At 54.9% G+C, this 21,398-nt stretch carries 20 protein-coding genes and 3 pseudogenes; 9 read left to right on the forward strand and 14 right to left on the reverse strand.

The window, feature by feature from the left end; translation table 11 throughout:
• Window positions 1-152: 152 nt before the first annotated feature.
• Window positions 153-401, forward strand: a pseudogene (locus AB1E33_RS28315) (IS5/IS1182 family transposase); the annotation flags it as partial.
• A gap of 209 nt (window positions 402-610) precedes the next feature.
• On the opposite strand, the gene AB1E33_RS28320 reads toward AB1E33_RS28315, so the two are convergent.
• From AB1E33_RS28320 to AB1E33_RS28355, 8 genes are read right to left on the reverse strand one after another with little or no spacing between them, the layout of a single operon-like run.
• On the reverse strand, window positions 611-1,267 hold the full coding sequence (locus tag AB1E33_RS28320; RefSeq protein WP_372580573.1) for a hypothetical protein: 657 nt from the start codon (window positions 1,265-1,267) through the stop codon (window positions 611-613).
• A gap of 21 nt (window positions 1,268-1,288) precedes the next feature.
• The gene (locus tag AB1E33_RS28325; RefSeq protein WP_372580574.1) at window positions 1,289-3,268 is read right to left on the reverse strand and encodes a thiamine pyrophosphate-dependent enzyme; all 1,980 of its coding nucleotides are present in this window, start codon (window positions 3,266-3,268) and stop codon (window positions 1,289-1,291) included.
• A complete protein-coding gene (locus tag AB1E33_RS28330) occupies window positions 3,261-3,542 on the reverse strand; it encodes a hypothetical protein (RefSeq protein WP_372580575.1) in 282 nt (93 codons plus the stop codon). Before AB1E33_RS28330 ends, AB1E33_RS28325 begins: the two co-directional genes overlap by 8 nt.
• Complete coding sequence (locus AB1E33_RS28335; RefSeq protein ID WP_372580576.1) at window positions 3,542-4,303, reverse strand: hypothetical protein; 762 nt, start codon at window positions 4,301-4,303, stop codon at window positions 3,542-3,544. The genes AB1E33_RS28330 and AB1E33_RS28335 overlap by 1 nt, the downstream gene beginning before the upstream one ends.
• Window positions 4,304-4,318: 15 nt before the next feature.
• A complete protein-coding gene (locus AB1E33_RS28340; RefSeq protein WP_372580577.1) occupies window positions 4,319-5,359 on the reverse strand; it encodes a Rieske 2Fe-2S domain-containing protein in 1,041 nt (346 codons plus the stop codon).
• The gene (locus AB1E33_RS28345; protein ID WP_372580578.1) at window positions 5,356-5,733 is read right to left on the reverse strand and encodes a hypothetical protein; all 378 of its coding nucleotides are present in this window, start codon (window positions 5,731-5,733) and stop codon (window positions 5,356-5,358) included. Before AB1E33_RS28345 ends, AB1E33_RS28340 begins: the two co-directional genes overlap by 4 nt.
• Window positions 5,730-7,340, reverse strand: coding sequence for a glutamate synthase-related protein (locus AB1E33_RS28350; protein WP_372580579.1), 1,611 nt, complete (start codon window positions 7,338-7,340; stop codon window positions 5,730-5,732). Before AB1E33_RS28350 ends, AB1E33_RS28345 begins: the two co-directional genes overlap by 4 nt.
• An 8-nt stretch (window positions 7,341-7,348) precedes the next feature.
• Entirely contained in the window at window positions 7,349-8,605 is a 1,257-nt protein-coding gene (locus AB1E33_RS28355) for a cation:proton antiporter (RefSeq protein WP_372580580.1), read from the reverse strand.
• A 200-nt stretch (window positions 8,606-8,805) separates the two neighbouring features.
• Here AB1E33_RS28355 and AB1E33_RS28360 point away from each other — a divergent pair, with 200 nt between their 5' ends.
• The 4 genes and pseudogenes from AB1E33_RS28360 to AB1E33_RS28375 all read left to right on the forward strand — a co-directional run bounded on the left by AB1E33_RS28360 (window position 8,806) and on the right by AB1E33_RS28375 (window position 12,769).
• Window positions 8,806-9,393, forward strand: coding sequence for an RNA polymerase sigma factor (locus AB1E33_RS28360; protein ID WP_372580581.1), 588 nt, complete (start codon window positions 8,806-8,808; stop codon window positions 9,391-9,393).
• On the forward strand, window positions 9,390-9,701 hold the full coding sequence (locus tag AB1E33_RS28365; protein ID WP_372580582.1) for an anti-sigma factor family protein: 312 nt from the start codon (window positions 9,390-9,392) through the stop codon (window positions 9,699-9,701). The genes AB1E33_RS28360 and AB1E33_RS28365 overlap by 4 nt, the downstream gene beginning before the upstream one ends.
• 300 nt (window positions 9,702-10,001) lie before the next feature.
• Window positions 10,002-10,898, forward strand: a pseudogene (gene folE2 / locus AB1E33_RS28370) (GTP cyclohydrolase FolE2); the annotation flags it as partial.
• 317 nt (window positions 10,899-11,215) lie between these two features.
• Window positions 11,216-12,769, forward strand: a complete 1,554-nt coding sequence (locus tag AB1E33_RS28375) for an AMP-binding protein (protein WP_372580583.1) — start codon at window positions 11,216-11,218, stop codon at window positions 12,767-12,769.
• 109 nt (window positions 12,770-12,878) lie between these two features.
• Here the strand turns inward: AB1E33_RS28375 and AB1E33_RS28380 are convergent, their stop codons facing one another.
• The 6 genes and pseudogenes from AB1E33_RS28380 to AB1E33_RS28405 form a co-directional block, all read right to left on the reverse strand.
• A complete protein-coding gene (locus AB1E33_RS28380) occupies window positions 12,879-13,652 on the reverse strand; it encodes a TIGR01458 family HAD-type hydrolase (protein ID WP_372580584.1) in 774 nt (257 codons plus the stop codon).
• A gap of 309 nt (window positions 13,653-13,961) precedes the next feature.
• Entirely contained in the window at window positions 13,962-14,627 is a 666-nt protein-coding gene (locus AB1E33_RS28385) for a M24 family metallopeptidase (RefSeq protein WP_372580585.1), read from the reverse strand.
• Between the two features lie 61 nt (window positions 14,628-14,688).
• Window positions 14,689-14,979, reverse strand: a pseudogene (locus AB1E33_RS28390) (aminopeptidase P family N-terminal domain-containing protein); the annotation flags it as partial.
• The gene (locus AB1E33_RS28395) at window positions 14,976-15,434 is read right to left on the reverse strand and encodes a GAF domain-containing protein (RefSeq protein ID WP_372580586.1); all 459 of its coding nucleotides are present in this window, start codon (window positions 15,432-15,434) and stop codon (window positions 14,976-14,978) included. The pseudogene AB1E33_RS28390 and the gene AB1E33_RS28395, both read right to left, overlap by 4 nt.
• Window positions 15,435-15,486: 52 nt before the next feature.
• Window positions 15,487-17,082: an ABC transporter substrate-binding protein gene (locus AB1E33_RS28400; protein WP_372580587.1), complete on the reverse strand. Its 1,596-nt coding sequence runs from the start codon at window positions 17,080-17,082 to the stop codon at window positions 15,487-15,489.
• Window positions 17,079-17,708 (reverse strand): helix-turn-helix domain-containing protein, encoded by a 630-nt coding sequence (locus AB1E33_RS28405; protein ID WP_372580588.1) that lies wholly within the window; start codon window positions 17,706-17,708, stop codon window positions 17,079-17,081. The genes AB1E33_RS28400 and AB1E33_RS28405 overlap by 4 nt, the downstream gene beginning before the upstream one ends.
• Before the next feature lie 120 nt (window positions 17,709-17,828).
• Here AB1E33_RS28405 and AB1E33_RS28410 point away from each other — a divergent pair, with 120 nt between their 5' ends.
• From AB1E33_RS28410 to AB1E33_RS28425, 4 genes are read left to right on the forward strand one after another with little or no spacing between them, the layout of a single operon-like run.
• Window positions 17,829-18,809 (forward strand): ABC transporter permease, encoded by a 981-nt coding sequence (locus AB1E33_RS28410; protein WP_372580602.1) that lies wholly within the window; start codon window positions 17,829-17,831, stop codon window positions 18,807-18,809.
• Window positions 18,806-19,708, forward strand: a complete 903-nt coding sequence (locus AB1E33_RS28415) for an ABC transporter permease (protein WP_372580589.1) — start codon at window positions 18,806-18,808, stop codon at window positions 19,706-19,708. The genes AB1E33_RS28410 and AB1E33_RS28415 overlap by 4 nt, the downstream gene beginning before the upstream one ends.
• Window positions 19,705-20,526: an ABC transporter ATP-binding protein gene (locus tag AB1E33_RS28420; RefSeq protein WP_372580590.1), complete on the forward strand. Its 822-nt coding sequence runs from the start codon at window positions 19,705-19,707 to the stop codon at window positions 20,524-20,526. Before AB1E33_RS28415 ends, AB1E33_RS28420 begins: the two co-directional genes overlap by 4 nt.
• Window positions 20,526-21,251 carry an ABC transporter ATP-binding protein gene (locus AB1E33_RS28425; RefSeq protein WP_372580603.1) on the forward strand — a complete coding sequence of 242 codons (726 nt, stop codon included), beginning with the start codon at window positions 20,526-20,528 and terminating at the stop codon, window positions 21,249-21,251. Before AB1E33_RS28420 ends, AB1E33_RS28425 begins: the two co-directional genes overlap by 1 nt.
• Window positions 21,252-21,398 lie beyond the last annotated feature (147 nt).

Below are 21,398 nucleotides of genomic sequence, written 5' to 3' on the forward strand. Positions count from 1 at the left end.
TGAAAGAAAGGAAAACTATCAAGCAAAGAACTCTTAAACTGCGACGCTTGCTCAATCTCGGGCGCGCCGCGTAAGATCACAATCCATGAGCCAGACTAACCTGAATGCTGTCAGCTCAATCGGACCAATTCATTGGATGACGGGCATCTGACACACCCGGAGCCAGGGCACGAAACGAAGCTGTTCGATCTTCAAAGTACCTCGGTCGCGCATTGTGGCGGCAAATCACCGGATATCATCGCCGAAGCCGCGTCGAAACAAAGATGCATTGTGGGAAACTGCTGGGTCAACGCCTTTCCGCGCGTGACTTCGATCGACAGGTCGCGGAAATCCAAATCCGCGCCGCGATCCTCAACGCCTTCACGACACTTGGCATTCCAAAGACACCGACCGTAGGCTAAATCCGTCCGGTCTCAGGGGAGATCCGAACTCAACCCGACTTGTGCAACAAAGCCGGTACCATCTTCAAAAGTTAACCGGGCACTTGAGGCTCATTGCAGATGCCGTAATTGCGCCAGCTTTCCAGCCATTCGTTGCGTACGCAAAACCCGATCATCGCTGCACTCAGAGAGACCCATCATCAGGCCAAAAATGACAGTCTTTGATGCTCTCAGTCCAAGTGTTCCGATAACAGGGACTTTGCATGTGACCAATGAGCATGAGCCGCCGGTCGAGCATAGGCGAGCACTTTGTCACCGGCTTCCAACTTCGGGGCATCCGTCTGCCGTACAGCCACACCATTGTGCGAAACGATCAATAGCTCCGGATCGAGCCCTAAGTTCTTTTGTACAACGTGCTCACACAGCTGGCGGCCATCTGGAGCTTCGTACAAAATCTCGTAGGGCAGATTCTTCATCCAACCTATCCGCAACATAAGACGCGCGACCCAGTCGCACATAACGATGTCGAGCCATTTACTGGAAGCCAGCACAACAATCGCGACAACAGAAGCTACCAATGCAAAAACTTGCAATACAACGCCCAATCTGTCTTCGATCGAAGCCACCGTAAGAATAACCGTTGAAGCGAGCGAGACGATCCCAAGATGCCCTGTGAACATCAGTAGCGTTAAGACGCGCCGCCGCACCGGATGGTGCATCGTGCCCTCGGCCTCTGACGTTGTAAAACCAGTTCCCGTTAGCGCAGAAATAGCCTGGAACCGGGCCACGGGTTGGGGCAACCCGGTCAGGCGCAGTGCAACCCCGGCTACGCGAACGATGGCCAAAGTTACCGCCAGAAGAAACAGCACTGTCAGCGCACCAATCATGAGTTGAAGCCCCTGGTTTGCTTAGACGAGCTCTGCATCTGTCATGATCTCAACCAATGCCGGGCCGTTGACGTCGAGAGCCTGTTTGATGGCCGCCTCAATCTCAGCCGGGTCCGTGACCTTGACACCGTGTCCGCCGCAGAGGCGGGCAAAGGCAGCAAAGGACGGATTGTGCAGCTCAGTCTCCCATACCGGCCATTCGCCGGAACGCTGCTCTTTAGAGATCTTACCAAGCTCGCCGTTGTGCAACAGGATATGCGTGACATCCATGCCGTATTTCACGGCTGTGGTGAAATCCATCGGATATTGTCCGAACCCGCCATCTCCGGAAATTGACACAACCTTTCGCCCACGCAAACATTCAATGTCTTGTGTCGCAGCCCAGGCCCCCATTCCGGCGGGGAACCCAAACCCGATGGACCCCAGGTAACCAGACATCAGCACGTGCTGCGTGCCCTTTGTTTCCAGGTAACGGCCGAAGGAATAGGTGTTGTTTCCCACATCGACCGCAAAGATCGTATCATCAGGTACAAGTTTTCCCAGCGCCTCGAAGACCGTAAAGGAGTGAATGCCCTTGCCGAGGTCTTCGGTAAGACGCGTTTGCTTCTCTGCCCGCCAGATCTTCCAGCGTTCGGCCAGTTCAGTAATCTGATCAGCAGCGTCGGCGTTTCGAGCCGACACCACATCAAGTGCCTCGCAAAATGCACCAACTTCACCCCAGACCGGCAACACCACGGGATGGAACTTGCCCAGTTGCATGCGATCATAATCGACCTGAATGATTACTTTGCCCTTCTCGATTCCGGTATGGTTCGAAAAACTTGCGCCCAAAGCGATAATCAAATCCGCCTCGTTCATGAACCAACTGGCAATTGGAGTCCCTGATCGCCCCAGGACCCCACCCGCGTTGGGATGATCGTCCGGAACGAGGCCTTTGGCTTTGAACGTGGTTAAGACCGGTGCGCCCAATCGCTCAGCCAGGTCAGCCACCTGGTCTCTTACATCAAATGCGCCGTACCCTACCACAATGACCGTTCTTTTCGCGTTTTCGATCATATCGGCCGCTTTATCCAGATCGCTTTGCGCCGGACGAATGGCCGCCTGGGTAACGCGACCCTCAGGTGAGCCAGCTACTTGGTCTGATGGGACCGTCTGAACGTCATCAGGGAAAATCAGATGTGAAACATTCTGTTCGACCAGAGCTGTCTTACAAGCAAGCGAAGCCAGCTCTGCATGGTTTGAACTGCTCAATACTGGCTGCGAAAACGCAGATACCGCTTGAAACGCAGACCGAAGGTCAATGTCTTGAAATGCGCCCGGTCCCATGACCTGGGTTTGAACCTGTCCGGTCAGTGCCAGAATTGGAGCGCGATCAACCTTGGCGTCCCACAAGCCTGTCATGAGATTTGTCGCCCCAGGCCCCGCGATCGTCAGACACGCCGCCGGGCGTCCGGTCAGCTTTCCGTAAGCTGACGCAGCAAAGGCCGCAGCACCCTCATGACGGATGCCGTAATACTTCAACCTGCCGTCCACTACCGCTAAACGGATCGCGTCAGACAGACCAAGATTTGAGTGACCGACCATACCAAAAACGGATTTCAGACCCCAGTTGGTCAGTGTTTCGACTATGACATCCGTCACCGTGCACTCATGCGGTGGTTCCGGTTCAATTCCAACGAAGATTTCGCCATCGCGAATGTCCACGGGATACATTTGCTGCCCGGTGTCTTCGTGTCCTCCCGGTGGCTTGCCGGTTAGCGGATCAAAATCCCAACCGTGCCACGGGCAACGGATCCAGCATTGGTCATCAACGCCTTTTTCGATAGAGCCTTCACCCAGGGGACCACGCTGATGGGGGCAATGATTGTTCATTGCAGCCCATTGCCCATCGAAATGCACGAGACAAATAGACGTGGTGCGCGCCGTCACCGTCTTGACACGCCCTTCGGGCAAATCTCTTATGTGCCCCACACAGATCCAATCCAAATTTTCTTCAGCCATGGTCGTCTCCTGCATCGGGTTTAGGTGTGAGGCGGTCGTACAGTTTCTGTGCCAGGGTCAGCACCAGAAAACATCCGACGGCCCAGATAATAAGTTCAAACGGCGCGGCCTCGGTTCCACGCAGCCATCGTCCCAAAAGCCCGCCCTGCGGCCGCAACGCCTCTATTCCCAGTAGCCCGGGCCGGGGCCAAAGCGACAGAAACCAAAGTCGGGATAGATAGACCAAGACGGCCGTGAGGATTGCGGTGACGGCGAGAAAGAAGGGCTTTCGCATCACTTCACCGCCTCCACAGAGGCCGGGTCCGCACGGAATACAAGCAGATCGCCACGGCGCTCAATGTCGCCCTCAATCGTGATGTACTCTCCAACAACGTCATAGAAGGACTCGGGTAGCAAAGTTCCATCTGGTCCTGTAACCAGTAGGAACTCGGATCCATCGACGGGATTTGAAGATACAAAAACCGGGGGCACCCCGCCGATCAGACATAGGTTGGCGCAGGCCTTATGGGCAAGACCGGTGCCCGGGTGCATCGCACCAGCAAGGCATTTCCCGTCGCAGATTTCACCGGCCAACTGCCACCGCCCCAGCGGTTCGATGCCTTGTTCAGTTGCTGTGCCTTCAACCGCCGACAATCCGTTCTGTCCACCGCGTAGCTGCAGCATGTTAAGGTCACCACGCTGCAATACCACGCCAGAAACCTGCGCAAGCTTGCCCTCTAAAGGGATCGCGCGCCGATCAACGCTGGACTTTCCCTGTCCCGACAACATCAGGGTTGTGCCCGGTTTGATACGGTCATTCCCTTCGGTAACGCGCACCAAAGGATATGGGGTCAATTCAATAACGCCGGTCACCGTCTGTCGACCATAGTCAAACCGGAACGCACCCGGTCCGGGATCATCCTGCGACAGGCCCATTGTCATTCCGACTCCGGCCATCGCGGCCATGAACAGTGCGCACACGCTTATCAGCCAGTGTCGGAGCTTTTTGGGAACTGGCAGATACCCAACGAAAAACGGGGGAGTTTTGTCCTTCATCTCACGTAACTCCGCCTAAACTGCCACAGGATCGACAGGCGTGCCTGGGGGATTGGCATCAGGATCGACCTGTACCATTTGTCCCTTCACCCGCAGATTGTAGGTCGGCACTTTTTCGGTGAATGGCGCAGGTGAACGCCCGTTTCGAACGTCATATTGAAATCCGTGCCATGGGCAGGTCACGAGGCATTTGATGACCCTGCCCTCGCCCAGCGGTCCGTTCTGATGTGCGCAGGCATTGGATATCGCGCTGAGTTTTCCTTCCATCAAATAGACGGCAACACGGTCACCATTTGGCAGCAGTTTGATTTTTGCGAAGCCATCCTGAAAGTCGGACTTGTCTGCGACGTTTACCCAGTCAGTACCTTCACCGATGGTTTCCTGGTCTCGCGCACGTTCTTTCAAGGCTGCCAGAAGATGAAGAATGCCGACGCCGGCGGCACCGACAAGGAAAAGGACGATAAATCCTTGATGTTTTTGGTCCTGCATGATGCCCAAACTGACATGTGCCACAACTGAAAGGTAAGCGGGATAGATCAGGTAATGAATGCGTTTCCATACTGGCGGAGATAGGAATTTCATCCAGAAATCGTGGCTGGTTGCGGACAGAACAATAAGAACCGTCAGGGCAAAGACACCAAAAAACTCAAAGGGGAATCCGACCAGTTGCCCATATGAGGTGTTCGAAAACAGCAAGGCTTCGTATTTGTTGGAGTTCGAGAACGCAAAGTACCAGTCAATGATGTAGGACGCGTGGGTCAAAGCCACAAAGACGGTCATCACGCCAAAATGCCGGCGATTATAAAGCAATGGCAAAAACCTGCGGTCCAGACGCGCAAGTGGACCGATACACAAAATCACCGTCAGCATTGTGAAGGCGCACGCGCCAAATGCCCGGGCGTTGAATACCTGACGATTGATCGGCGGCTCATAACCCAACAAGCCGGGCGAGGCATACAAGAAAATGTACAGGAACAGACCCACCCCTGCCAGCATGACGCCATCGTAGATCCATTTGTTGTTGTTCCATTGAACAGGGATGTACTTGACACTCACTGCGATACCTCTTGAGGCGCTGATATCTGAATGGGCTCAAAATCTGCGGGCCATGTCTGACGCACAAACAGGCCCGTCCCGATGATCAGGGCAATGGCAACAGGCAGCATGAAGCCCACAGTCAGATGGCTTTTGAGAGGGGGGTGGTAACGGGCTGACCAGACGTCGGTGCCTGTTTCGTATCGGTACCAGCGCCACAATACCAACGGCCAGATTACCAGAATGCCTGGGATCAAAAGGGGGCGAAACAAGTAAGCTCCGCGCGCGTCTTCGTCGACCCGGTCGATACCGAAGGTTAGAAACACGGCTGCGACAGAGGCGCCGATATAGGCCCACACACGCACCGCCATGAAAATCGCTTCTGCCGCGTTCAAGAAAGGCCTCCGAAGCTGACCCCGGATAGATCTGCCATATCTTTCTTCCAGGTAACCAGATCGTCTACGTTGAACTTTGACAGATGATCATGGCCACATGCCCGGGCCATAACTTGCATCAACTCAACTGAAGCGTCGAAAAAATTCGCCAACTGCAAGGCGGAGCGGTCAACCTGCAAGCGGCTCACCAGGTGGGGCTTTTGGGTTGCGATGCCGACAGGACAATTGTTCGTGTGACATGCGCGCATCGCCAAACACCCGATTGCTTGCATGGCCGAATTTGACACCGCGATCGCATCGGCGCCCAGTGCCATCGCTTTGATGAAATCGGCAGGTTTCCGAAGGCCGCCGGTAATTACTAAAGTTACATCGCTGCGGTCCAGCCGATCCAAATGCGCGCGTGCCCGCGCAAGGGCCGGGATCGTGGGCACCGAAATGTTGTCGCGGAATATGATCGGCGCTGCGCCCGTACCACCGCCTCGACCGTCGAGAATGATGTAGTCCACACCCACGGCCAAAGCCGCGTCGATGTCCTTTTCAATGTGTTGTGCACTCAATTTATATCCAATGGGGATTCCACCTGTCCGATCCCGCACCTCATCTGCGAAGTCTTTGATTTGCTTGACCTCGGTCCAATCTGGAAACCGCGGAGGAGAAATGGCCGATGTTCCGGGTTCCAAGCCGCGAACCTGGGCAATTTTACCTTGGACTTTGTTTCCCGGAAGATGTCCTCCGGTGCCGGTCTTGGCCCCCTGCCCGCCTTTGAAATGAAAAGCCTGGACACGGTCCAACTTGTCCCAGTCGAAACCAAAACGGCCCGAGGCCAACTCGTAAAAGTATCGACTGTTTGCCGCCTGCTCTTCAGGAAGCATGCCGCCCTCACCAGAACAGATGCCGGTGCCAGACAATTCAGCGCCGGTTGCCAGCGCCACTTTGGCGGTTTCAGACAAGGCCCCGAATGACATATCAGAGACAAATAGGGGGATTTTAAGAGTAAGTGGTTTTTGGGCATTTGGGCCGATGACAACCTCGGTTCCAACGTCATCATCGTCTAATAGCGGTGGCTTGGCCAATTGGGCCGTGACAAGTTGGATGTCATCCCAATCTGGCAATTCACCACGCGGTACCCCCATCGAAGCAACGGCGCCATGGTGGCCAGTTTTTTTGAGGCCACTGCGCGCATATTGACGTATCAGATCGTTGTAGGGCTCTTCCTCAGTGCCATGGCTGGTGTCCGCATACAGACCAAGGTAGGCCTTTCTGTTAAAGGGTTGGGGGTTGTCTTTCGCCCAATCGTCGATCTCATCTGCATCCACGCAAATGTCATCGCCCTCCACCCAAGAGGTAAATTTCGGCAGTTTTTCTTCGTTGGCGTAGGCGGATACACCAGTGTCCAATCGGTAGTCCCAATTATGTACGCCACAAATCAAATCCTTCCCGCGAACATGCCCGTCAGCCATGAGTGCCCCACGATGCAGACAGCGCCCGTAGAACACCGAAATTTCCTCGTCAAAACGAACAACAACCAAATCAACCTCGCCGACCAAGGCGTATTCAGGTTTGCGGTCAGCCAGTTCGCTCGATTTGTAGATGACGGTTTTTCGCATTTTGCTTCCTACTGTTGGTGGCGACTTGTGATGATGGGTTTGGCGCTGTCTTGAATATCTTGCGTTTCGGCTGTGGCACCGAGTTCAGTGATCTTGCCGCCGTACCACCGTGCGGCGGGGGCAGCCGTGATCCCGTGCAACACAGCGCTGATCCAAACAGCATTAATCGCTGTATGGAGAATCTGGTCGCCAAACACGTCAGGTATCTGGTCAACGATAAGCAAGGCAAATAGCGCGGTAGCCAAGCCTCGCGGTCCAAACCAGCCAAAGAATAAGCGCGTAAGCGGGGATGCATCAGTGCCCAACAGTGAAACCCATATGGCCAAAGGTCTGACCACAAACAGGCTGACCAGAATAACTGCCAGCATCGACCAGCTCAAATGCGCGATGGCTTCGGGAACGAGTGCGGCCCCCAGCAAAAGGAATGAACCCCACGCCAACAGTTGCCCTTCGCTTTCTGTGAATTCGTAGACAAATTTGCAGGCACCTTTGATCAAGCCGCCAAGGGTCAATCCAGCTACGAAGGCGGCAATGAACCCGTTTCCACCGATTTGGACCGCGGCAAGGTAGGCCGTACCCGCCATCGCAAGAGCCCCAACGCCTTCATATATTTCCGCAGTAGTGTTCAGGGCCTTTGCGCGCAGAAGCATCCAGCCACCGAGTGCGCCAACTATCATGCCAACAATTGGGCCCAACACTATTTGCTTGAGGCCGAATACCAGCCACGCCCCTCCATCCACACTTGTTTCAGCGGCGGTCAGACTGGCGAAAAACAAGATAACCGGTAAAGCAAGCCCATCATTCAGGCCACTTTCGACCGTAAGGGCCCGCCTGGGTCGGATCGGTACATTTGGGTTTGTCACAACGGCCTGACCCAGTGCAGCATCTGTGGGAGCGAGGACCGCAGCCAGCAAGGCAACGGCAACAAAGGGCCAGGTTGGTAGCAGCAGCAACCCCGCAGCTGCCCCCAGCACGATAGAGACAGGCAATCCGACAAGTAACATGCGCGTTGGCCAGATATGGCGTTTGCGCAAGGCCACCAGATCAGTCTGCGCAGCGTCCAGAAAAAGAAGAACGACCAGCGTAACTTCTGCCACCGGATGTAGCAGGGTATGACCTTGATGCTCAGATACCAGTCCCGACACGGACAGCACAAAGCCAATCGCAAGGAAGACCATAGGCGCGGTTACGCTTGTGAGCGAAAGCCTCTGGGCAATCATCGCAAATACAGCCGTCGAGACACAGATAATCAGAAAGCCTGTCATGTATCCAACTTGTCCTCACCTCGTTGCGTAAACACTGCAGGCAACGATGAGTTAGATGCGTATCACAACAGGTTGGTTACACTTGTCCCGAATTTTAGCTTAAGAAAGTTGCATCTTGCTATTTTCAGATCAGTAACCTGTGTTGGGTAACTGCGTGGGAATTGGTCAAAGTTTGGTTCTGCATAATCAAGGCAGCAGGTATGAACAAAGTGAGGGCGGATAGCGAAATCGCAGGTAAGTTTGGCCTGTCGGATGTTTCCGTTTTCGTGCGGGCACACACGGATTGGATGCTCGCCGTTTCCTATCGCATCCTTCAGGATCGCGGGCATGCGGAGGATGCTGTCCAGACCGCCTTTTCCAAAATATTTGCAAAGATCGGTGACTTCGAAGAGCGATCTGACATCAAATCATGGATGCACAGAATCGTCATAAACGAAGCGCTGATGGCGCTCCGCAAAATCAAGCGGTTGCAAGAAGATCCCATCGAAGATCTTCTTCCCGTATTTGACACGGCGGGGTGCAGAATTGAGTATGGTCAGGAACCCACTGAAACACCTGAAATGTTGCTTGCGAATGCCCAGACGCATCAAACAATCAGGTCAGCTATCATGGATTTGCCCGACGACTACCGTATCGTTCTGTGCCTGCGAGACATCGAAGGACTGACAACAAAGGAAGCCAGCGACTTTCTTGGGATAAGCGAAGCGAATGTGAAAGTCAGATTGCATCGGGCCAGAGCCGCACTAAAGAAGCTCTTGGAACCATTGGTAAAGGACAAATTGCTGTGAAACGCGATGCCCCAGAAGCGACCACGCGTCCGTTGGCTGCAATCATGTTTCGTTTGCCGCTGATGATTGACTGCGCCACATTCGAAAAATTCATCATGGACTATCTTGAAGGCACACTGCCCAAGCGTCAGAAGTTTGTATTTGATCTGCACCTCCGTCTTTGTCGCGAATGCCGTATCTACTTGGCCGAATACAAGGCTGCGATCGAGCTTGCCGCGTCACAACAAGACGTGCCGTTTTCCAAACTGAATGTCGGAGACGTACCGGAAGATCTGATTAAGGCAATCATCGCGGCACAAGCAAAGTAAGATGTTGCATTGGCTCATTTGACCAACTCCTAACGCAAGACTTGAAGTCCCTCTCAGGTATCCTGAATATACACAGATATAAGACAGCCGATCCATCGGCTCGCCGTGGATCACCGAGTCAGAACTCGAAAGTTGATGTCAGATTCAACCTACTTTCCATTGTTTCTGGAACTGCTTTGTAACGTTTCTGAGGTATGGTGCATCTAACATACGACTTGTGTGGTGAGCTGCGAGGGAAAATGGCTAAGAAAAAAAAGAGTGTCTGAAATGATTGATACTCAATCGAGTGACTATGGTGCCTACCCGATTTTCAAAAGAAGCTACTCTGACGATTTTGAACCAAGTGATTTGTATCGAGCCAGCCTACCGGATTTACAAAACGGACCGGCCAGTCTGATCAAAGGTGCGCGCCGAAAAATTCAAAAAGTAGGCATCTCTAACTTTAGGCTGCCAATGAATTTCCGCACACGCTCAGATGAACTGGTAAGAATCGAAGTGTCTGTTTCCGGCGCGGTTTCGCTTGAGGCAAACAAAAAAGGCATCAACATGAGCCGAATAATGCGCAGTTTCTACAAGAAATCGGACCATCTTGTGTCACTCGAAATGCTCGATGACGTTGTTGCTGCCTACAAGCATGATCTGGAGAGCACTGGTGCGCAAATCAAACTCAGCTTCTCCTATCCGGAGTTAAAGCCTTCGCTAAGATCCGGAATACAGGGTTACCAATACTACGCCATTGCCATGGAACACATTCTTCAAGATGATAAAATAGTGCGAACTTGGCATGTGGAATATGTGTATTCTTCGACCTGCCCTTGCTCACTCGAACTTAGTGAACACGCACGTATGACAAGAAACCAACTGGCAACCCCCCATTCGCAGCGATCCAAGGCCATAATATCGATTGAGGTCCTGAATAACTCCCTCTGTTTTGAAGATGTCATAGATCACTGTCGAATGGCTGTCCCTACTGAGACCCAGACGATGGTAAAGCGAGAAGACGAGCAAGCGTTCGCGGAATTGAATGCAGCCAATCCCATCTTTGTCGAAGATGCTGCGCGGCTGTTTGCAGGGCAGTTGGAAGCCGACGAAAGAATTGGGGATTTCAAAGTGTATACTTGCCATGAGGAGAGCTTGCACAGCCACGACGCAATCAGTGAACTTTGGGCAGGGACAACCTTTTCGGAAGGAATTTAACTCTGAACTCGAAAAGATGCCCAGTCAACCACGCCTTCGAGACAGTGCGTACTCACGGGTCGATTGCGGCCCAAACCGGTCACTGAATGAAGCTTTCAACGCTGCGACGCGGCCCGTCATAGGAGACATTCGCTGCGGCTGCAAAGCTCCGGGTCTGATCAACTCACACATAGCGAAGAAGCAGCCGCTCGAGCTCAATCAACGAGTGGCTATTTTGTCGCTTTGCCCGGCGGCTCAGGTGGCGCGCAGCTTGCTCGATAGGAGACTTCGCTTGGGCAATGGAGTATCTTGAAGATCTCAGCATCCTGAGAACGTCAATGGCCGATCATACGCACACAAACGAAACCTTCGTTGCAGATTTTTCCCAGCGCATTGGGCGCTCCGATTTTGAGGACCGCGCAGCGCGAGGGGCAGCCGCATTGAGAGCGATGGGCGCAGGGGAAGACGTGCCCGTGGCAATCATTATGCGAAACGATTTGACCCACCTGGAGATCATACGCGCGGCGGCTCTGGCCGGAACAGTGATCGTCGCGTTGAACTGGCACGCAGCCGTCGAAGAGGTCACTGATATTTGCGACGATAGCGGCGCGGAATTCGTGATCGTTCATCGTGACTTCATCGAGGCTCTGCGCCCGGCCTTAACGGGCCGCCATGTCGTTGGTGTACGTCCTGGCCTTGCGCTTTGCGAGGCCTTCAACATTGATCCAAGTGTAGCCCGCGGCAGTGCAGAGTTCCCGGAATGGAGCACCCTGTTGGAGGCGCAGACCCCAATAGGACAGCGCGCCCCGATGCGCCCCCTCCTGCGCTACACGTCCGGCTCGACCGGCAAACCAAAGGGTGTCCGGCGCCTTCAACCCGGAAAGCGCAAGAACTTTGAGGATGTCTTGCAACGGGTCGGCTCAGAGATGCTTCAGCTGGAGCTGGGCGCACGGTTCTTTACGGCGGCACCGATTTATCACTCCGCCCCGTCAACGCTCACAAACGCGGCCTTGGTCGCCCCCGGCGTGTCGACCGTATTGGCTCCTAATTTTGACCCAGAGGACTTTCTGGCCACGATTGAAGCAGAGAAAGTGACCCACGTTTATTTGGTTCCAACCATGATGAGTCGGTTGTTGAAATTGCCCGAAAGCTTGCGCGAAAAATACGATTTGTCATCTGTGAAATTCGCAGTGTCGACAGGATCTCCGTGGGCTCATGACCTGAAGGTTGCCATGATCGACTGGTGGGGACCCGTCTTCTGGGAAAGCTATGGCGCGACCGAAATTGGGTTCATGACCATGGTGTCGTCCTCTGAGGCGCTCGCCAGACCGGGAACGGCAGGGCGGATGCAAATGGACGCCTCGATCATGATATTGGGTCCGGACGGAAAAAAGCTTCCGACCGGAGAGGTCGGCGAAATCTATGTCCGCATGGATGCGTTCGGAGGCTTTGACTATTCCAACGACCCGGACGCGCGCGCGAATGTCGAGAAACACGGGCATTACTCGGTCGGTGACCTGGGACGCGTCGATGAAGAGGGCTACCTGTTCATCACAGATCGCAAGAAGGACATGATCATCTCGGGTGGGGTCAACATTTTCCCCGCCGAGATCGAGGGCGTGCTGATGCGTGCGCCGTTCATCTATGATGTGGCGGTCTTCGGCGCGCCTGACCCTGAATTTGGGGAACAGGTTGTGGCAGCCATCGAACCCACTGCGGGCTGGCTCCCGGACGTGGCGGAAGTTCTAGCATTCCTGGATGGCAAATTGGCGCGTTTAAAACACCCACGGATCGTGGACTTCCACGAGGCCTTGCCCCGTGAAGACACTGGAAAGATCTTCAAGCCAAGACTTCGGGAGCAGTATTGGAAAGATGTCGTCCGAAAGATCTGATTGAACAAAATAGCTTATCTTAACTTCCGAAGTTGCCGATGCGGCGCATTTCGTGCCCTTCAAGAAACACTCAGCCATTTCAGTCCCTTAGGGCACCAGGTTTCGCCCATTATTGCGCAATCATCTGCATGGCCAAGTCAACTGCTTCGGAAATGTCATCCGCCACAAAGGATGGTGGTGGGCTATACCGCTTTTCCTCGCCAGCGCGATACTTTCCGGTGCGCACCAGGATGGTCTTGCCAGCTCCTGCTTTCAGCGCGCCAGCGATGTCGTTTTCCGCGTCATCGCCTATCATAATGACCTCCGCAAGCGGCAGTTTCATACTGTCTGCAGCAGCGCGGAAAAACGTTGTTGACGGCTTTCCCAAGACCTGAGCTTCAACTTGGGCCGCATACTCAAGGCCATGGACGAAAGCTCCGGCATCAAGACTAAGCTCTCCGTCGACATCACGAAATACGCGGTTCGCTGCAAGCGCCAAGAACGGGGCACCTTGGTTAAGATCGCGAAACGCTGCATTTAGGTTTTCGAAGTCAAAGAACGGCCCTGCATCACCTACCACCACAGCGATGGGATTTCCCGAAACGACGCTGTCGAAATCTTCAGTCAAATCTGGGTGCTCCAAAAGATGTGGCGAGTACCCATTTTCATTCAACCAATCACACGTGGCCTGAGAAGGCGTAATGACTTCGTTTGTTTCGACCGCGAAGCCGAAGTGATTAAGCCTCTCGACGATTAGACGCTTGGGTCTGCGAGTGGTGTTTGTAAGAAAGCGAATCGGGATTTCATTCGCTCTGCACCGAACCACTGCTTCCTTGGCACCAGAAATCACTTGTGTGCCGTTATAAAGTACGCCCGATATATCAAGGAGAAGACCAATAGCCATGATAGCTTAATGCTAGAGCAGGTCTTCTGATTTGATCAAGCAGAAGACACAATCGGGGGCGAGCACGGATGTATTTTGTCTCCGCATCGATGCTATGCACGGCCCTTAGGCGGCATTGAACAGAAAACTGAAATGCTGCGGTAGCAGCCCGCATTGTTGCCATTCGCGGGCAGCGCAGTACTCTAGCATGAGGCAAGTAAATCCACCTCTTCGCGGGGTCTTAGTCAGTTGCGTTCGATGCGAGAGAACCGCCCTACGACAATGGCCGTGCGAACGGTAGCGACCGGGTAAACCCAGTTGAGGAGGGCCTCATGCTATTAACAGGTCTCGCGACAGGGTCGACAGTATGCGGCAACCACCACCCGTTACAACCGCAACTTCTTCTAACCGAACACCAAACTGACCTGGCAGATAGACACCCGGCTCAACCGTAAAAACCATGCCTTCCTCAAGTACCAAATCGTTGTTGCCGGTCAGGTAGGGGGGTTCATGTATTTCAGACCCAAGCCCATGACCTGTGCGGTGCGTAAAGAACGCTCCATACCCAGCCGCGTCGATGACATCGCGGGCGGCCTTGTCGATCATGCGCGCATTGACACCGGGCCGAATGGCGGCCAACGCAGCCTTTGTCGCAGCATCAACAAGGTCGTGAACTTCTTGGTACCCTTCGGGTGGGTGCCCAAGGCAGGACATACGTGTGATGTCCGAGAAGTAACCGTCTTTCTTGCCCCCGATGTCGACAACGATCGCATCTCCGGTGCGCACCGGCGTGTCACTCGATAGATGATGCGGGAACGCCGAATGCACGCCAGCTCCCACAATTCCGAAGGCAAAGCGCGCGCCATCTGCTTCGAAACGCACCTTTGCGACCTTGACCAGCTCGCGCTCGGTAATGCCATCGCGCAGGGCATCGCGAATGGCGATGTGGGCCGCGTCGGCAATACGCGCGTTTTCCTGCAAAGCTGCGCCTGGCATCCGGCATGGCGTCCAACAACAATAACGCATGATCGGCGCGCATGGCCTCATCAACAGCAACCGAATTCGGGGCAGGATTTACTGCCCGCAGCGCGTCGGCAAAAGCGGCATCGGGGCCGTCATCATCGCACCATTCCCAGAACGGCAAATCTGTGTGCTGCCGTGCATCCTGCGCATTCAATGTCGGCATAAGGAAACCGGCCTTATCGGGTCCGATCAGCAAAAGGCACGGACGTTCATCAGGATGGGGTGCAAATCCTAGAAGCCAGTGTAGATGCGCACCCGGTGCCAAAGCAACGAGGTCGACACCAATTACATCCATCCGCTCCCGCAGGCGATCAAGTCTGGTCATGTCTTTTCCTCCAATTGCACAATTTCAAACGCTGCGTGCAAATCTGCATGGGCGTCGTCGACCAACCGTTTCAGCAGTGCTACGCGCTGATGGGTAAAATGCCCTGCTTTATCAAGGATATTCACAGTGCCAATGACTAGTCCGTCTTTGCTCACCGGGATGTTCACCACTGCTTCGCAACCCAGCGCATTGATAAGCGCGTGGTCCGAAAAATAGGACGCAAATTCAGCGGTCTGGTTGGCCACAAATGGTTCGCCTCGCTCAAGAACCAATTCCGTCCAGTCATTGCTTCCCATGGGTTTTGTTCCTGTGACTGGATAATCCAGGGGATGTGAGGAATAGGCACGGCGGGCAAGTTTCGCCTTTCTGTCCAAAACAGTGACCGTGAACAGGCGCGCCCCGCATTCGGCATCAGCTACGCGATGCAGCGCCGCAAAAATTTCGTCAGGTGTCATAAAACGCTTTCAAATCAAATGCCGGGAGCGAGATCGCTCCCGGCTTTAACCATCAGTTCTTTTCAACAAGGCGGTAATAGACGTAGTCTGCGTTGGCTCCGTTCACAAAACCCTCGACATTGTCTGCCATCGCAACCTGCTTAACCGCCTGGAACATGATCACAAACGGCGCTTCTTCCTGCATGGCTTGCTGTAGTTCGACATACATCTGGTTACGCTTGTCCGCATCCAGTTCGGCCAAAGCCGTCTTGGTCTTATCGTTGATTTCGGCAGGTGGCATCCATGCGTTACGCCATGTAGTTGTCGACGCGTATTTGTCGTCCGAGTTGTCGGCGTTATAGGCAAAAGCCTTGGCGTTCGAATGCGGATCCATGAAGTCCGGGCCCCAGTAAAGCAGCATCCCCTGGTGTGTACGTGCACGATACTTTGTAATCACCTGCGCACCTGTCCCCGGTAGAATCTCAAAGTTGATCCCGGCTGGTGCAAAGGTCTGCTGCAAGCTGGCTGCCATGTCGGTGAACGGGGCGGAGTTGATCACGTCAAGTTCGATGGTTAGCGGCAGTTCAACACCCGCCTCCTCAAGGATCGCCTTGGCCTTGTCTGGGTCATAGCTGAACGGCGTATCGGTCAAAGCACCGGGGAAACCTTCGGGCCAAAACGCTTGATGCACTTCCATTTGACCATTGAGGAAACTGTCGGCCATTCCGTTGTAGTCCACCAGATAGCGCGAGGCCTCCCACAGAGCTGGATTGGTCAGAGGCTCGTGTTTCTGGTTGAAACTGAACCAGTGCACGGCGGTCTGGGGATAGGTTTCTATTTTGATATCGGCATTGCCCGCAAGACCGACCACCTGATCAGGTGTCAGGTTTTTTGCCATGTCCACGTCACCGGATTCCAGCAGCAGCCGCTGGGTTGCCGCTTCGGGCGCGTGGCGGATCATCACGCGTTCGGTTTTGGGCGCGCCGTTCCAATAGTTTGGATTGGCCTGAAGCATCAAAACTTCTCCCGGCGCATACCGGGCCAGTGTATAGGCCCCGGTTCCGGCACTGTTCTGGTTCATCCAGGCGTGGCCCATGTCGCCATCAACTTCGTTCACCATCGCGGTTTCGAAATCCACGATTGCAGCCGGGCGTGAGGCGAGGACGTTCAACACAAAAGATGGCGCAAAATCACCATCCCAACGCACCGTGACCGTGTTGCCGTCAACTGTAACCATCTCTTCGATGTTGTCGGCGGACCAACCGAGGTTTTCCAGAATAAATGCCGGGGCCTTTTGCAGAACCAGAACGCGCTTCCAGCTTCCGACTACGTCTTCGCCGCGCAGCGGGTTGCCCGATGTGAATTCAACGCCATCACGCAGTTGGAACGCTACAGTCTTGGCATCCGCGTCAATCTCCCAGCTTTCCGCTAGGCCCGGGGCCAGAACGGTCGTATCCTCGGCATCGTACTGGACCAGTTGGTCATAGGTGTTGGTGACATACTCGCCCGAAGTAAACTCATAGGCCGATGCCGGATCGATGGTCACGATGTCGTCGATATTCTGCGCGATCACCAGTGCATTGGCGGGTGTTTCAGCCAATACCGGCGTGGTCGAAAGCGCAACGAGGCTCACCGCCAGCGACTTGGCAACGTCTGGGATGTATTTCATTGGTCTCTCCTGTTGATGTTATGATTGTTTTGTGGACCCGGCTTGGGGCCGAGCAATCTGGGCGACGTGCCGGTCCACAAGAGTTTGGCCGGACCGTTGCCCACATTTTCAAAGGCGTGCGGCGTATCACCCATGAAGTGCAGGCTGTCGCCCTGGTGCAAAACGAAATGAGTTTCATCCAGCGTCTGGCGCACGGTTCCTTCCAGCACGATAATAAGCTCTTCACCGACATGGGCGGTAACTTCGGACGCGTATCCGACAGGGATATGAATAATCAGCGACGATATGGTGCCGCCTGGCAGAACCGTCGAAATATGTTCGTAAGACAACGACGAGTCCGCAAGCGCGAACCGGGGGCGTTCACCTTGCCGAGTCACGCTGTCGGCAGGTTTTGGCGTGGATATGAAGATATCCACGTCCACACCCAGCGTTGCGGCCAGATTGGCCAGTGTTCCAAGGCTGGGTGTCGCCTTATCCCGCTCGACCTGGCTTAGAAAGCCAACCGAGATGCCCGCCTGATCCGCAAGGGTCTGCAACGTCATGTTCGCCTTGCGGCGCAAATCCCTGATGCGTCCACCAAATGCAGGCGGGCGCGCAGAGTCGATTTTGGGCATGGGCTGGGACATGAACTCTCCTGCAATAATTTTTGATATTAGTAAAAAAATTTTGCTCAGTCAAAAATCTTTGATATTGTGGGTGAAACGGAGCCGAACTTGACTCGATCAATCCCTGCCTTCCAGTTCCTTATGACGCTGATCGTGACCTTTCTTGGCCTGCTCGCGATCACATTTGTGATCGGGCGGGTGGTTCCGATTGATCCGGTAGTGGCAATTGTCGGCGACAGGGCCAGCGCAGCAACTTACGAAGCGACGCGGCTTGAACTGGGTTTGGATGATCCGCTTGTCGTGCAATTCATGCGTTATGTTGGCCAGGTGCTTCATGGAGAGCTTGGCATGTCGGTATCCACGGGTCGCCCGGTCGCCGAAGATTTGGCGCGCGTTTTCCCGGCCACGCTGGAAATGGCCACGATCGGTATCATCATCGGTGTGCTTCTTGGTGTTCCGATGGGCGTTTTTGCAGCGTCACAGCAGGGAAAGCTGGCGGATCAGGTAATCCGCGTTATCGGTCTGGCAGGCTATGCCATCCCGGCATTCTGGCTGGGACTTGTTGGTTTGGTGATCTTCTACGCGAACCTGCGTTGGGTTGGAGGTCCGGGTCGGATCGATTTCTTTCTGGATGGTACCGTGCCACCCCGCACCGGTCTTTTGCTGGTCGACAGCATCATCGACGGAAACTGGGACGCACTGGCAAGCGCCGTCCATCATATCATCCTGCCCGCAACGATCCTTGGTTTCTTTGCCCTTGCCTATATCGCGCGCATGACACGCAGCTTCATGCTCGAACAGTTGAGCCAGGAGTATATCATCACGGCACGTGTCAAAGGTGTCCCGGAACGGTTGGTCCTGTGGCGACATGCGTTCCGGCCCATTCGCGTGCAGCTGATTACCGTGATCGGGCTCAGCTATGCCGGACTGCTGGAAGGCTCGGTAATGATTGAAACCGTGTTCAGTTGGCCGGGCATTGGCAACTATCTGACCACGGCCCTTCTGAATGCTGACATGAACGCCGTTCTCGGCGCGACATTGGTGATCGGCGCGGTCTTTGTCGGGATCAACAAAGCATCTGACGCGCTATACCGCCTGCTTGACCCGAGGGCGCGGTCATGACAACGCGCGACTGGTTGCTTTCCGACGATCCCGAAACACGGATGCAGGCCCGGTTGGGACAGTCCTACAGACTGGCCCGTGCATTGGCCCGCAATCCGCTGGCAATGGTCGGGCTCGTCATCATTCTTATGCTGTTGATCGTGGCGGCGCTGGCACCGTGGCTTGCCCCTTATTCACCCATCGCGGGCGATCTGGCCAACCGCCTGCAACCACCGTCCGCAGCCCATTGGATGGGCACCGATGAACTGGGCCGGGACATCCTGTCCCGCATCATTTACGGCGCGCGTATCACGCTGATGATCGTCCTGCTAGTGGCGGTGATTTCGGCACCGCTTGGATTGCTGATCGGCACCGTTGCCGCTTATTTCGGCGGCTGGATCGATCGCCTTCTGATGGGGCTGACGGACATCTTCCTTTCCTTGCCTCGGTTGATCCTTGCCTTGGCCTTTGTCGCGGCCCTGGGTCCGGGGATTGAGAACGCGGTCATTGCCATCGCCATCACCGCCTGGCCGGTCTATGCGCGGATCGCCCGGGCCGAAGTGCTGACATTCCGAAGTGCCGAGTTCTTGGATGCGGTGCGGATGCAAGGCGCATCCTCACTGCGTATCATCGCGCTTCACGTTGTGCCCCTTTGCATGTCATCGACCATCGTTCGTGTTACGCTCGACATGGCCGGGATCATCTTGACCGCTGCCGGGCTGGGTTTCCTTGGCCTGGGCGCGCAGCCCCCATTGCCGGAATGGGGCGCGATGATATCGCGCGGGCGCTCGTTCATACTCGATCAATGGTGGGTTGCCACCATGCCGGGTTTTGCCATCGTGATCGTGTCGCTTGGATTTTGCCTGTTCGGTGACGGATTGCGTGACGTGCTGGACCCAAAACAAAGGTCACGCGGATGAGCTTGCTATCGGTTGAAAACCTGCGCGTCACCTTTCCCTCGGACCATGGCCCGGTCGAAGTTGTAAAGGGCCTGACCTTTGACCTTGGCCGCGAACGGCTAGGCATCGTCGGGGAAAGCGGGTCAGGCAAAAGCATGACGGGGCGGGCCATCATGGGACTGATTCCATCCCCGGGTCGGGTGACGGCTGACCGGTTGGAGTTTGACGGCACCGATCTGCTCCACCTGTCCAATGCCGAAATGCGTCAGATGCGCGGTGCGCGAATGTCGATGGTGCTGCAGGACCCGAAATTCAGCCTGAACCCGGTCATACGCGTCGGCACCCAGATCGAAGAGGCCATGGCCGTGCATGGCGCTGCGCGGCAATCCGAACGCCGCCACCGCATGATGGACGCATTGCGCGCCGTACGTATCGATGACCCTGAACGTGTCGCACACCTATACCCTCACGAAGTGTCGGGTGGCATGGGGCAACGGGTGATGATTGCGATGATGGTGGTCATGGAACCGGCGCTGATGATCGCGGATGAACCCACCAGCGCGCTAGATGCCTCGGTGCGCGGTCAGGTATTAGATATACTGGACGATCTCGTTCAACGCCGGGGAATGGGGCTGATGTTGATTTCGCACGATCTGAACATGGTGGCGCGTTGGTGCGATCGTATACTGGTGATGTACCAAGGCAAAATTGTCGAGGAGCTAGGTTCCGGTGAACTCTACAAAGCCCAGCATCCATATACGCGCGGATTGGTGGCCAGCCTGCCCACGATTGATGAACACCGTCCGCGTCTGCCGGTTTTGGATCGAGGCGCGTTGTGATCCAGGTTCAGAACCTTGCGGTAAAATATGATGAAACTACAATTTTGCATGACGTCACGTTCGAAGTTGCAGAGGGAGAGAGCTTTGCGCTTGTCGGTGAATCCGGGTCTGGCAAATCGACGATCCTCAAGGTGCTTGCCAGGCAAGTCATTCCGTCAAGTGGCGCAGTGCAGATCGGCACCAAACCGCAATTGGGTGCGGATCGCCTGACTTTGGCACGGCAGGTTCAGATGGTGTTCCAGGATCCATATGGCAGTCTGCATCCCCGCCGTACGGTCGATGATACCCTGAGCGAGCCTCTCTCTATTCACCGGTTACCGGATAAAGATCAACGAGTTCTGTCCATGCTGGACGCAGTGGGACTGCCCCGTCGTTTTCGATTTCGCCTGCCGCATCAGTTGTCAGGTGGGCAGCGCCAGCGCGTCGCCATTGCCCGCGCGCTGATGCTTGATCCACCGATATTGTTGCTGGACGAACCCACGAGTGCGCTGGATGTCAGTGTACAGGCAGAGATTCTGAACCTGCTCAAGTCGCTGCGGGAAGAAAAGAACCTGACGTTCCTCCTCGTCACGCATGATCTGCCGGTTGTCAGTTTCTTGTGTGACAGGCTGGCGATTTTGATATCTGGGCGTATCGTGGAACTTGCCGATGTTGCCACGTTGCGTACCGGAAATTTTGCGTCTGACTATGGAAACGAGTTATTTCGACGTTCAGTCGGCAAGTAATTGGAGGCCGCTTGGCTTTGTGAGGCTCCGCAACTGGGCACCCCTGCAACCCAGACACTCTCACCGCCGGGCTTTGAGGAGCTGGCCAGGAAGAGACCGACACGTTGAAAACGTCAATGGCGGGAACGTCAGCACCGTGTCGCCCAT

Origin of the sequence: Ruegeria hyattellae (assembly GCF_041537925.1) — a bacterium.
Lineage (GTDB): Bacteria > Pseudomonadota > Alphaproteobacteria > Rhodobacterales > Rhodobacteraceae > Ruegeria_C.